6 protein-coding genes are annotated in these 14,077 nt (G+C 33.4%); 5 read left to right on the forward strand and 1 reads right to left on the reverse strand.

Annotated elements, in window-relative coordinates:
- Positions 1-138: 138 nt before the first annotated feature.
- Both ABJM36_RS02145 and ABJM36_RS02150 read left to right on the forward strand, forming a co-directional pair.
- Complete coding sequence (locus ABJM36_RS02145; protein WP_348448692.1) at positions 139-3,939, forward strand: M4 family metallopeptidase; 3,801 nt, start codon at positions 139-141, stop codon at positions 3,937-3,939.
- A gap of 730 nt (positions 3,940-4,669) precedes the next feature.
- Positions 4,670-5,146 (forward strand): Hsp20/alpha crystallin family protein, encoded by a 477-nt coding sequence (locus tag ABJM36_RS02150; protein ID WP_348448694.1) that lies wholly within the window; start codon positions 4,670-4,672, stop codon positions 5,144-5,146.
- Positions 5,147-5,240: 94 nt separating this feature from the next.
- On the opposite strand, the gene ABJM36_RS02155 is transcribed toward ABJM36_RS02150, so the two are convergent.
- The gene (locus tag ABJM36_RS02155) at positions 5,241-9,317 is read right to left on the reverse strand and encodes a two-component regulator propeller domain-containing protein (protein ID WP_348448696.1); all 4,077 of its coding nucleotides are present in this window, start codon (positions 9,315-9,317) and stop codon (positions 5,241-5,243) included.
- A 229-nt stretch (positions 9,318-9,546) separates the two neighbouring features.
- On the opposite strand from ABJM36_RS02155, the gene ABJM36_RS02160 reads away from it, so the two are divergent.
- The 3 genes from ABJM36_RS02160 (at position 9,547) to ABJM36_RS02170 (ending at position 13,832) form a co-directional block, all read left to right on the forward strand.
- Positions 9,547-10,737: a glycoside hydrolase family 88 protein gene (locus tag ABJM36_RS02160; protein WP_348448698.1), complete on the forward strand. Its 1,191-nt coding sequence runs from the start codon at positions 9,547-9,549 to the stop codon at positions 10,735-10,737.
- Between the two features lie 33 nt (positions 10,738-10,770).
- Positions 10,771-11,154, forward strand: a complete 384-nt coding sequence (locus tag ABJM36_RS02165) for a hypothetical protein (protein WP_348448700.1) — start codon at positions 10,771-10,773, stop codon at positions 11,152-11,154.
- Between the two features lie 233 nt (positions 11,155-11,387).
- Positions 11,388-13,832, forward strand: a complete 2,445-nt coding sequence (locus tag ABJM36_RS02170; RefSeq protein ID WP_348448702.1) for a DNRLRE domain-containing protein — start codon at positions 11,388-11,390, stop codon at positions 13,830-13,832.
- Positions 13,833-14,077: the final 245 nt, after the last annotated feature.

The raw sequence follows: 14,077 nt of genomic DNA on the forward strand, positions 1-14,077 counted from the left end.
TTGTTGAAGTAAAAAGCCTAGAAGGAAACATTTTTTTAAAAAAAGGTAGGGTAAATAATTAGTGGGTTGTCTTATAGATGATTGCCATGAAAACTTTAAAAGAAATTAATTTTTACTAACCCTTAAATTTATTACATTATGAGTAAACCATTACCGAAAAAAATGATTCTTGGAGCTGCTTTATGCCTTCAGGGATTATTTATGTCTAATGCTCAAACGTCCGTTCAGGATATAACGGCCAACTTATCTCAGGATTCCAGGGTAAGTAAGTTTTCAATGGAACCAAATCGGGGTACACCTTCACTCATTAAATTAAATAGTACAGGCGAAACCCTGGCTTTAGGTGCTACCACCAATTTTCTTCGATCCGCTTTAGGAGTAGGGGTGGAAACTACTTTTGAAATTACGTCCTCTACCGTATCAAACGGGATACAAATTGATAAATTCCAACAATATACCAACGGCATAAAAGTGGAACATGGGGTTTTTAAAGCCATGTCTAAAAAAGGAATTGTATTCGCATTAACTGCAGAATATTATAATTTGCCTGCTTCAACCAATGCAGTGGCATCATTGTCAGAAAGTGCGGCTCTTCAAAAAGCATTAGATCATGTTGGTGCAACTACTTATGCCTGGGACTATATTCAAAGTTTAGGTACGAGTCCAGAAATTACTGCGGCATATAATGAGGTGTTTCCAAAAGGGGAGCTTGTTTATGTCGATAATTATTTAACAGATCTAGTCGATCTTACCTTGGCATACAAATTCAATATCTATGCTGCCGAACCATTATCACGTGCCGATATTTATGTAGATGCCGTATCAGGAAATATCTTGTTATTAGATGCTATCATCAAACATGCAGATGCCAATCATAGCAAAGAAGATATCAAAAAGGAAATTAAACCAGCTAATAAAACAACCTATGGTTCTATGATGCTAACTGCTGGGAGCGGTCAAACGCGTTACGCTGGTATTAGAACCTTCGATACGTCTATGGACGACAATGGAAATTGGGTGTTAAAAGGTGTGACGCCTTCAGGGGTAGAAAACGAAACGCTTTCTTATGAAGGTCTCGGCGGACTTCCTATTAGTGCTCCAATTTCAGATTTTGCTGTACCAATTGCAGATGGTGATGGGGATGCACTGCACCCTGAAACAGCCGATAATAATTGGACTGCAGAAGAACACCGAAAAGATGATTTTTCCTTACCATATGGACCCGCAATACCTGTTGATGGTGCACCTTCTGCAGGGCACAATGAAGCCCATAACGACGATGTAGCACTAGATGCACATTGGGGAGCTGAAGTTGTATTGGATTATTGGAAAGCAATTCATAACAGATCTAGTTATGATAATTTAGGTACTAAGGTTACCAACTACGTGCATTATGGTGATGCTTACGACAATGCATTTTGGAATGGAACGGCTATGACTTATGGCGATGGTAGTTACCAAGGCGGTCAACATCCAGATGGCTCGTTTGCTCCTTTAACATCTATGGATGTGTGTGCTCACGAAATCGGACATGGTGTTTGTGAGTTTACAGCCGATTTGGTTTACCAAAGAGAGTCTGGAGCTATGAATGAAGGGTTTTCAGATATTTGGGCGGCTTCCGTTGAGGCTTATGTATTATCGGAAATAGACAACTCTTTAAACTACGATCCGTGGGGAATTGGAGAACAGATAGATGAGCGCGATGGCGGATTACAACCAGGAGAAGAAGGTTCTAGAGCGTTGCGTTGGATGGATGACCCTAAGGCAGCTGGAGATCCAGATTGTTATGGTGGAGCAAATTGGATAGAACCAGAATGTGGTACACCTACTTTAGCAAACGATCAATGTGGTGTGCATACTAATAGTGGTGTGTTAAATAAATGGTACTACTTGTTGGTGGCTGGTAGCGGGCAGTCGCTTTCTGCTGGTTACAGCAAAGCGACAACCGAAGATCAAATTACAGATGGCGGAAATCAATACAATGTTGAAGGCATAGGGTTTTTAAAAGCATCTAAAATTGCTTATTTAGGTGAAACAATGTTATCTCCAAATGCTAAGTTTATTGAAATGAGAGAGGCTTCTATTTTAGCTGCTCAAATTTTATATGGACCAGGTTCGAATGAAGAAGTACAAACTACAAATGCTTGGCATGGTGTAGATATTGGAGATGCTTATAATACTGGCGATCCAAACACCATAGCATTAAATGAAGGTAATGTTAGAATTTTTTCAGAAAGTAATGCAATCAGTGGCTGTAACGATTCCAATATTTTTCCAATATATTTTACGGCAGTCGATGTAGATCCATCTGCAACTATCACATTAAGTACAACTGGTAGTACAGCTACTTTAGGTCAGGATTTTGATTTGTCTTCAACATCTTTAACCTTTTCAGGATCTGAAATTCAGTCTTTGGATGTTGTGGTGTACGATGATGCTATTGTTGAAGATTCTGAAACAATCGTCTTGTCCTATATTTTTAATGGTGAATTTTTTAAACAAGAATTCTCCATTTCGGATAATGATTTTACTCCAAAAACGGGCAGTGAACCATTTGATTTGCTAACTACTGAAACCTTTTCTGTAGATGGCATTCCAGCCGGTTGGACTGCTATTTCTTTATCAGATGGTAACAACGTTTGGAAAGTGAATGGTGATGCGACTGCCGAAGGTAGAGCTTATATAAGTGACGGAATTACCGATCTGCCTATTTATGATACGAATTCTGAAACTAATGTTCTATTACGTTCTCCAATGATTAACGCTGGAGCTTCTAGCGATGTCACTGTGTCGTTTGATTGGGAAGTAGGAGGAGAAACGGATGCTGTTGATGGAACTATTTTCGATTATGGTGAATTTATGTACACCTTAGATGGTGCAAATTATGTGTCCATGCAGCAATTTGTGGGAGAAGGACCAGCTGCAGCTTTTGGTGCTAGCGGTACTTATAATGCCATTATACCAGCCCTAAATGGAAAAGCCTTTTTCTTGGCTTGGAGATGGTATAACGATACCAATGCAGGAACAGCATTTAGCTTTGCAATAGACAATGTAAATGTATCTGCAACCCCTGCAGGAATCGCCACACAAGTAGGTAAAACTGCCACGACTCAGGTGTACCAAGGCAACACCATTTACTTTATGAGTCACTCTGATAATTCCTTATTAGCAAAAATTGAAAATGCATCAGATGATTTAGGATGTGTAACCATGTCTATTATCGATCAGGGTTCTAGTTTTGAAATTTTCTCTAACATCAATACGGCAAGACCTTCAAAAGCTTTTGAAATTTCAACGTCTAATGAAGAAGCAACTTATGATGTAACGATGTACTTTACAGAAACGGAACTCAATGCCTTTGATGAAACTATTTCGTTAAAACCATTGATGGTTTTTTCAACCGACATGGATGATGCTATTGAAGATCCAAACAATATTCAATATAACGGGACTTTAACAGATGTAAATGAAACAGATGGTTATCGAGCTTATACAGCAACGTTTAAGGGTTCAGGAAGCATGAGTGTGGTAAAGGAGTTTAATTATAATCCAGTGGAGCGTACAGACACCACAGAAGATTCAGATACCATCGATGAAGATGAGAATAACGAAGATGAATGTGTGTGCACAAAACATGAAGGTAAACACAGTTGTGATGATAAAAACGAAAATCACTACGTAAAAGGGAGTAAAGGCAGCTATAAGGCTTTTGTAGTATCGCCAAACCCAGCGGAGTCTAATATCACGGTTACATCTGATGCTAATATTATGAGTTTGGTTGTTTTCGATCTTTACGGAATTGTTTTGAATACCGTTAATAATGTAGTTCCAGCTAACGATATGAGTTTACAGGTTAGTGGCTTTAACGATGGTTTGTATATTATTAAAGCGATTACAGATGATGGTGAAGTATTCGATTTAAAATTTATAAAAATGTAGGTTTAAAGTTTGTATTATTGAAAAAGGGGATGAAACTTAGTTTATCCCCTTTTTTTATTTTTAACGAAATTAGATTTGTTTATTGTTGTTTGCAATTTGTTTGCCCTCTGTAAACTCATACTATTTCTCTCTTCTGAAAAATTATGTCACAGAATCTAGAATCTTGTTTTAGACAATTTTGAGTTATCTGCATGAATCTACCTTTTTAAAGGATATTTCTAATGTGTTGATTTAGTTTGTTTTAATTCGAAATATTGACTCATTCAATTAAAAATCCATTGTGTTACAAGTTTTTAACCAATAGCATAAAGTAAATACTAGCTGAATTTATTTAAAAAAAGAAATTTTTTAAATTTTATCATTAATTAGGAATCTATAAAACTGATGTATAGTAGTTTAGGTTCTTGGTTGGATAAACAAATTACGGAGACGATATTCTATAAAAATTTGAATTTCTAACTACTGATTAAGCAATTCCTTATACCCGATTTGGTGTTAAATAGTCTTGTTCGCTATTTGCTTTAGTGATGTTTTGAAAATGTCAATTTGACATTTAATTAGACGAAATATTGGTAATTATTATGAAAAAATGGCAATAAAAGATCTGTATTGATAAAATATTGAGTTAAAAACGGAGGTTATTAGTTTTGGTATTTTTTTTGTTTTATAACAGTTGAAGTCAATAAGTATTTCAAGTTTGAAATAATGTTTAATTTAAAATTTTGTAATTATGAGCAATTTAGTTAATGTTCCTAAAAACGGAAGTTTAGTGAACAGCAATTCAAATCAAAACTTCCCTACTTTGTCAAATTGGTTAGATGATTTCTTTAATCGAGACCTACCGTCTGTATTTACATCAAATTTTAATACAGGAATTACTTTGCCTAAAGTAAATATTAAAGAAACCGCTGATGCCTTTATGGTAGAAATGGCAGTTCCAGGTTTAAAAAAATCAGATTTCCATATAGATATTGATAATCAAGCATTATCAATTTCTACGGAAACAAAAGAAGAAAAAGAACAGAAAGAAGAAAATTTTACACGTAGGGAATTTGGTTACTCCTCTTTTAAAAGAACCTTTACGCTGCCAGAAAGTGTAAATGATGAAAAAATTAATGCAAGCTATAATGAAGGCATTTTGAGTATTCTATTACCAAAAAAAGAAGAGGCAAAACAAAAGCCTGCCAGAAGTATTAAGATTTCATAATTGAAGTTTGAAGTATATTGAAGGAGACTGAGGTTTTGGTCTCCTTCTATACTTTTATAAATGTGTTTTTTATATCTAGTTTTAATTATCCTTTTTAACTAAAATTCTCCTTTATAAATTCAGAAGGTGATTTTCCATATTGTTTTTTAAAGGCTTTAGTAAAATAGTTATGCGAGTTAAATCCAACAGCATAGCCTATTTCGTTTATTTTATAGTTTCCTGTTTTCATTAGTTTTATGGCATGTTTTAACCTAATGTTTCTAATAAACTCTGTTGCAGATTGATCGGTAAGCGATTTTAATTTTCTATGCAAATGAGTACGGCTTAGGTGTAAACTTTTAGTTAAATCGTCTACAGAGAAGTCTGTATTTGTAATATTTTGCTCGATTATATGTATGGCTTTTAAAATAAGTTTTTTGTCGAGATTTGGAAGCTCTGTTTGTTCTTCTATTATTTCATGTTTTGAAGCAAAAGATTTTCTAAGATTTTTTCTTGAATTTAATAAATTATTAATTTGAACTATTAAGAGGTCTTCATTAAAGGGCTTAGGTAAATAGGCATCTGCACCAGAACCTATACCTTTAATTTTATCTTGAATGGTATCCAAAGCGGTTAGCAATATTACAGGAATATGACTAGTTGTAATATCTGTTTTTATTTTTGTACATAATTCTACACCATCAATTTCTGGCATCATAATATCAGAAATCACTAAATCTGGATACAAGGTATTTAGTTGTTCCATGGCTTCTTTACCATTTTTAGCCTTAGCAACCCTAAAGTGATTCTGTAAGGATTCGCCTAAAAAATCTAATAATTCTGGATTATCTTCTGCTATTAGTATTAGTGATTCTTGATTTTCATTAGCATCAGTAGGTTTATTTTCAAATTCAAGAGGAACGGTAGATTCCGATGAGAAATTAAAAGACGATAGGTCCGTGTTTTTTACAGTGTCTTCCTTAAAAGAGTCTAATTGGGTTTGAGGTAAACAAATACAAAAAATAGAACCTTCGTTTTCTGCACTACTTACTGTTAATTGCCCATTATGCATGGTAATGTAATTTGTAGATAATGAAAGTCCAATTCCTGTGCCTTTAGTTTGATTGCTTTCAATTTGGAAAAACCTTTCGAATATTTGTGGAAGTTCATTGCCTGATATGCCTTCTCCAGTATCAGAAATACTAATAGCAATAAAATTACCTTCAATGGGATCTCCAACGGTAAAACTATTCCAATTTGCCTTCATTTCGGGCATTCTGTTATGTTGTATTCGTAATGTAATTGTACCGTTATCTGGTGAATATTTAAAGGCGTTTGAAAGCATATTAACTAGGACTTTATCTAGTTTGTCTGTGTCAAAATCCATTTTAATATTCTGAGTGTCCGATATAAAGTTGAAATTAAAATGTCTATGATTGGCATGTTCTTCAAAACAATTAAAAACATTTTTGCTAAAGGAAACTATATCGGCATGTATAGGATTAAGTTTTAATTTACCATGGTCTACTCGTCTAAAATCAAGAAATTGATTAATTAATCGTAATAAGCGGTTTGTGTTATTTTTTATAAGCATTAATTGCTTATTAGAAGTTTCATTTTCAAGCCCTGTTTTTAATAAACGAACAACAGGACCGTGTATAAGTGTAAGTGGGGTTCTAAACTCATGTGAAATATTTGTAAAAAACTGAAGCTTTAATTGGTGTAACTCCTCTTCAGTTTCTCGCTGAATTTTTGCCATGTCTATTTCAGATTTTAGTCTTTGTCGATGTATAACTTGTTTTCTAAAAAAATAGATGGAAGTTAAAAAGGCTAAAACGTAAAGTAAATAGGCGTACCAAGTAAGCCAAATAGGCGGGGTTATCTTTATAAAAACCTGGGTTGGGTTGGTATTCCAAACCCCATCATTATTTGATGCCTTTACCTCAAAAATGTATTCACCTGGAGGTATATTGGTAAAATTAGCTTTTCCATTAAAATCGCTATTGCTCCATTGGCTATCAAATCCTTCTAGCCTATATTTAAATTTGTTTTTTTGTGGGTTTATATAGTTGTTTGAAATAAAATGAAAGCTAATAGAATTCTGTTTATGGTTTAGTTGTAGTGAATCCGTATTACCAATTATATCATTTAAAACGGTGGTGTTGCTAGCTGGCGATATCTCTTTATTGTGTATAAAAAAATGTGTAATCGTGGTTACCGGAGCAATTGGATTTGTTTTTATTTCATTTGGCAAAAAGCGAATTAAACCATTAGATCCGCCAAAATACAATTCATTATTTTGAGTTGCTAAAGCAGCTGTTGGATGAAAATGGTTGTGTTGTATACCGTTATTACTTATAAAAGATTGAATGTTATTTGTTTTTGGTTTGAATTTACATAGCGCGTTTTCTGTTGTAATCCATAAATTTTCGTCAGCATCTTGTAAAATGGAAAAGATCTCGTTTCCAGGAAGCCCCTCTTTTACAGTAAAATGTTCTGCTGTACCTGTGTTAGGGTCGTATTTATCTAAACCTTGGCCATTAGTTCCTATCCAAATAAACCCTTGGTTATCTTCATGAAGCACATAAATGTAATTAGTAGCAATACTCTTAGAATTATTTTCTTGATAAAACGAATGGATGAAATTTGAACTCCCCTTTTTCAAAAGATTAACTCCATTTTGAGTGGCAAACCATATATTGCCATTTTTGTCTTCAATAATATGCCGCACATTATTGTCTGATATGGTGTTAATGTTTAATGGATTATGCTGGTATCGTGTAAACGTTTTTGATTGGTAATTGTAAAAGTAAACACCCTTTGGGTAGTCGCTAACCCAGATACCATCATTAGTAGGTAAGATATCTAGAGTTTGAAACCCTAAGTCAAATTTAGGATTTAGTCGCTTAAATGTTTTTTTGTTTTTAGGCCGATATAAAAGGCCATGTCCATATGTTCCAACCCATAAGGTTTCAAATTTATCATAAGCCAGCGATTTTATATTTTTTATCCTTTGTCCATTTAAAATGACCGGCTCAATAGTAAAAATATTGGTTTCTGGATTAAATTTATTAAGCTCACCATCATCTGTTCCGATAAGAATTTCAGGTTGGTTAGGGATTTGCACAAAACAACTTACTATATTGTCACTCAATGACTTTTTTGAGGTGGATTGATTGTAATGCAAAAAGGAGTTGTTATGAGAACTATGAAAAGCTAATCCTCCCATCCAAGTACCCATCCAAATATTTTTATGTGAGTCCTCATATAAAGACCATATAGAATGATTAGGTAGTTCTGGGTATTTTTGTTGGTCTACTACTAGTTTAACTTCAAAATCTTTAATTATTCCAATCCCGTTAAAGGTAGCAACCCAAATTTGATTGTTTTCATCTTTTAATATGCTTCTTACTTCATTACTAGGTAATTCAAGATTTTCTTTGCTTTCTGATAAAAAGTGACGTTTAATATTTCCATTAAGATCTAAACATAGTAATCCTTTTGATTCATAGCCAATCCAAATTAAACCATCGTCAATTAAAACCGATCTAATCGGACTAGCTATTTCTTTAGAAAAAAACTGAAATGTATTAGAATCCTTAAGTTTAAAATATATTTCACCATCATTATAAAAAACCCAAATGCGTTTTTCGTCATCAATGGTAAGAAAGCTAATAGGACTTGTTTTGTTATTTATATTCTTATAGGAGGCTCGGTTAGTTTTTGGGTTTATGGTGCCAAATCCTTTTTCATCAGAAAACCAAAATGTGTTTTCATGATCTTGAAAAAACGACATGATGTCTTTGCCTATATTATTTTCAAACTGATCTTTTATAAGGCGTCTGTTAAAGTTGTTTTCCTTAGCATTATAAGTACATATTCCGCTTTCGGTAGCAATCCACATCTTTCCTTGGTGGTCTTTATAAAGGGAGTTTATTCTATTAGTTGGAAGAGTTGTTAGGTCATTTTGCAGGTGACTATGTCTTTCAATATGTATAGAATTATAAGAAAAAAGCCCATTGTTGGTGCTAAACCAAATAAGACCTTGGGTGTCTTCAATAATCGAGGTTACTTGAGAGTATGCTACACCGCCAGCCGGGGTTATCTTAGATAAAGAAATATGTGGGTCGTTTGCGGCAAATAGGAAGATGGAAAAAACACTAAATAGTGCGTTAAAAATCCAGTTTTTCATATATAAAATTTAATATTTCAAAGTACTGAATATTAAATTTAAGATAAAATCTAATATGAAATAAAAGTTAGCACGTATGTTGTTTTTTGAAACATATGTACTAAAATGGCACATTTAGGACTTAAAATGGGAACGATTGTGTAAGAAAAAACTAAAAGCATCCAATATTTTTGCTAGGACAATAAAATTCTAATAATAAATTATAATGAGGAGGCTGTGTGTTTTTGTAATGCTGTTAATTGTAGTGTGTTCTTGTAAATCAAAAAATGCATTAAAAGAAAGTAAGTTAGTTAAGGTTGAATTAATTGAGAAAATTGAAAACCAATTAAAATCTTCTCCTGTACTCCAGGACGATTTTGATTTTTCCAAAAGAAGCGTGTTTCCTAGAACATTAGATGAATCTGGAGATGTTGGTTTAGTAAGTAAGCGAGATTGGACTAGTGGGTTTTATCCAGGTGTTTTATGGTATTCCTATCTTTTGTCTGAAAAACCATACTGGAAAGAGAAAGCAACTGCTTTTACAGAGCTTTTGGAAAGCGAACAATTAAACGCCTCTAACCATGACATAGGATTTAAAATGATGTCAAGCTATGGTTTAGCGTATAAGGACACTAAAAATGAAGACTATAAACAAGTGTTGATTCAATCGGCAAAAACATTAATAACAAGGTTTGACGAAAACATAGGTTGTATCCGCTCTTGGGATCACCACAAAGACAAATGGGAGTTTCCAGTAATCATTGATAATTTAATGAATCTTGAGTTATTATACTGGGCATGGAAAGAAACAGGCGATGCTGTGTATTTAAACATTGCTAATACGCACGCAAAAACCACCTTGAAAAACCACTTTAGAAGCGATTATAGCACCTATCATGTGGTTAATTACGATACCATTACAGGAGTTGCCAAAGATAAAGTAACCCACCAAGGTTATGCCGATAATTCTTGTTGGGCAAGGGGTGAAGCTTGGGCATTATATGGCTATACTATGGCGTATAGAGAAACTCAAGATTCTGAGTTTTTAAAGCAAGCTGAATATGTAGCTAACTATATACTTAACGTCGCAAAGCTTCCTAATGATTTTGTTCCTACCTGGGATTTTAGTTTAAAAGATGTTGCTGAAGAACCTAAAGATGCTTCGGCGGCTGCAGTAATGGCATCAGCATTTTATGAGTTGAGTACGTTAACAACAAATTCAGAAAATAAAAAAGAGTATGTATCTGTGGCAGATAAAATGATTGCCTCATTATCAACAGATAATTATTTTAATGTTCCCGGAACTGGCCATGGATTTTTGTTAAAACATTCTACAGGTGCTAAGCCAGGGGGGGGCGAAATAGATGTGCCTTTAGTGTACGCCGATTATTATTACCTAGAAGCGCTTTACAGAAAAAAGGGCATTCTTACAACCAACTAAACTAAATTACTAACCAAAATTAAAACTAATTGAATGAAGCAGTCTCTATGCGCATTATTTAAAGTAATGCTATTTTTTAATTTGTTGTTACTAGTGCAACAACCCCTTTATGCCAAAAATAAAGGTGATAATAATTTAGATACACAAGATTTAATAATTGAAGGAACCGTTGTGGCTTCGGATAATGGTTTGCCTTTGGCAGGTGTAAATATTATGGTAAAAGGAGTAAAAAATGGAACCTCTACAGATAATGTTGAACAAGTTATTCAACTATCACTCGATAATTTGCAAACCTTATTAATTCCATTAGATGAAATTGATATTTCTAAAAACATACAATATAGAAGTGTTTATCAGGCTTTTGATAATTCTATAGATTTGTTTTATACCGATTATGCTGAGTTTGTAATAGAATAAAGAAATTAGAATTTCATAATAAGTTATTAAATAATTAAAAAAGTATTTTCTCGTAATTATGGTTTCTTTGTTTGTTATAAAACAGTGAATTAAAAACCGTTTTAACTAAAATCTTATTTGCATGATTCAAGTAAACTTCAGTTTTACTTGTTAGCTAGTAATGACCATAAAATTGAATTTTACAATCGGTTAAAGGTGTTATGAGAAGATACTTTTTGTTAAAAAAAACAAAAATGACAAAAAATACTCTTAATTTAAAAAAGGCTATAGTTATAGTCTTATTCATGTTCTGTTTAGGGATGTTTAAGGTTAATGCCACAGATTATTATATAGATGCAACTGGTGGTAATGATTCAAATAATGGAACTTCTACAACCAGTGCATGGAAAACCTTGGTTAATGTAAATACAACAGTATTTCAACCCGGAGATGCTATTTTATTCAAAGCAGGAGAGTCTTGGTACGGTACTATAAAACCACAAGGTTCTGGAGCTGCTAGTAACCCTATTGTTTTGGGTAAATATGGTACTGGTGCAAATCCGGCTATTCATGGCGATGGTACGGTAAATTGTTCGGTAGAGACCACTAAAATACGATATTGTACGCTATATTTAAATAATCAAGAATATTGGGAAATACGCGATTTAGAGCTAACAAATTTTGACAGCACCGAAGAGGGTGGGATGTCATTAGAACAATGGGAAATAAACAACACTAATAACTATGCTAATGTTTTAAAACCTGAGCAATATACAGGTGTCAACTCAAATAAAGTAGCTATTCTAGTAGAAGCAAAGAATATAGGTGCTGTGAATCAATTACACTTTATAAACCTTGAAATTCATGGTGTTAATGGAGATATTTCTGATAAAGATAACGGCGGTATTTTTTTAGAAATATATAAAGGAAATAATACGCCTACTTATTTCGATGATTTGTTATTTGATAACTGTTATATACACGATGTAGACAGAACAGGTTTATCAAATGTTTCGTATTTCGATACCCGTTTATTAGATTCTAATACCAATTGGACTCCAAGTTTAAATTATGTTGTACGTAATTGTACGTTTGAAAAATCTGGAGCTAATGCTTTAATATTTAGAGTGTCAGAAAGTCCTATAGTAGAGTATAATTTATTTACGTCTTGCTCTATAAAAGGATCAGGTAACGCAGCTTTTAATTTTAATACAGATAATGCTGTGTTTAGATTTAATGAAGCACGTTTTACCAAATATAATGTAGGCGATAATGATGCAGGAGGGTTAGATAGTGATTACCGTACAAATAACACCACCTTAGAATATAATTATATACATGACAATGATTTTGGAATATTAATAACTGGTGGTCCAGGAACTGGAACTGGATTTAATGATAACACCATATTTAGATATAATATTTTAGAAAATGATGGTGTTTTAGAAACGGAAGGTTATGGTGCTTGGGCTTTTAAAATTTCAGGAAATGCTACCAATACCCAGGTTTATAATAATGTTATTTATGTTGGCGCATCTAAAAGTTACACCGATATTGTTTATCATAAAAATTGGAGTGGCGGGCAACCAGATAGTTCTTTTTACTATAATAATATATTTTATAATGAGGGATCAGATACTGCGTTTAATATAGCAAGCAGTTCTAATAATCACTTTTCAAATAATTTGTTTTACGGCAATACGATGTCTGGCGAACCGTCTGATATAAATAAAATAAATGCCGATCCAAAATTCGATAATCCGGGTGGCGGAGAAAACGGTTATACCTTAGCTACAGATTCTCCTGCTTTGGCAGGAGGGGTTAGGCAGCCAACAACACCTATGGTAGATTATTATCAAAACACCATTCCGTTAGATGCTTCTGTTGATGTAGGCGTGCACCAAATTACCCAAGAAAATATACCTTCAGCCTTAAATAATATTGTTGTTTTAGAAGATAGTTTTGTAAGAGGTGGTTCTTATGGTGATAATAACTTTGACGGAGAAACTTTAATAGTAAAAGAGAGTGCTACAAATACAGATTTTTCAAGGCAAACTTGGTTAAAATTTAATATCGGGGACTATACCAGTATCACTTCGGCTATATTACACGTTTCAGGAACACAATCTTCAGGAAATGCTTTTGATGTTACTGTTTATAAGGCAGAAGATAATTGGACTGAAGGTGCAATTACTTGGAACAACGCACCAGATAAATCTACAAGTATAGGTGCATTTACTACCAACGGTGATACCGACAATAACTACGAAGATTTTCAAATAGATGTTACAAATTATGTACAAGAACAACTTGCAGGAGATAAGATGGTTTCATTCAATTTGGCTGATGCAGCTTTTACTGGTGATCAGTTTAAAATCCATCATAAAGAGGATACTTCGGGGGTTGCAGCGTATTTAAGAATAGAAGGTTCTACAACTTTAGGTATTGAAGATGTCGTTGCCTCTAAATTTGCTATGTATCCTAACCCAACGCAAGATGCATTTGTAATTCAAACTTCAAATTCAGAAATCAACAATGTGAAAATATTTTCTATTAACGGAAATATGCTTTTTAATAATAATGATGTTAAATCTAAGTCATTAAAAATAGATTTAAGTGCATTTCAATCTGGCGTGTATTTGGTACAGGTTAAAGATGGACAAGGTTCTGTTAGTGTAAGGAAATTAATAAAAATCTAAACTTTAAAATAGTTGGGTGTTATTTAATCAATTCTCTTTTTAAGAGCAGAAACGGCACTTGCAACGCAGTCTTATAAATTTGTAATAGTAAACCTTAATCCAGTCAACAATTTTTTTAATTCCAATAAGTCGCCTAAAAAGTAATTTTTAGGCGACTTTATTTTTCTGTTATATAGGTCTAGAGATGTAATTTTAACCTTTTAAGAGAGTTGGTTTTAATTATTAAAGGGTCTTTTTGTAACAAA

Origin of the sequence: Algibacter sp., from assembly GCF_039977455.1 — a bacterium.
Taxonomy (GTDB): domain Bacteria; phylum Bacteroidota; class Bacteroidia; order Flavobacteriales; family Flavobacteriaceae; genus Algibacter_B.

Bases quoted from the DNA above. Each gene is read 5' to 3' on its own strand.
- ABJM36_RS02145 (WP_348448692.1), top strand. From the start codon at position 139: ATGAGTAAACCATTACCGAAAAAAATGATTCTTGGAGCTGCTTTATGC.
- ABJM36_RS02150 (WP_348448694.1), top strand. From the start codon at position 4,670: ATGAGCAATTTAGTTAATGTTCCTAAAAACGGAAGTTTAGTGAACAGC.
- ABJM36_RS02155 (WP_348448696.1), bottom strand. From the start codon at position 9,317: ATGAAAAACTGGATTTTTAACGCACTATTTAGTGTTTTTTCCATCTTC.
- ABJM36_RS02160 (WP_348448698.1), top strand. From the start codon at position 9,547: ATGCTGTTAATTGTAGTGTGTTCTTGTAAATCAAAAAATGCATTAAAA.
- ABJM36_RS02165 (WP_348448700.1), top strand. From the start codon at position 10,771: ATGAAGCAGTCTCTATGCGCATTATTTAAAGTAATGCTATTTTTTAAT.
- ABJM36_RS02170 (WP_348448702.1), top strand. From the start codon at position 11,388: ATGACAAAAAATACTCTTAATTTAAAAAAGGCTATAGTTATAGTCTTA.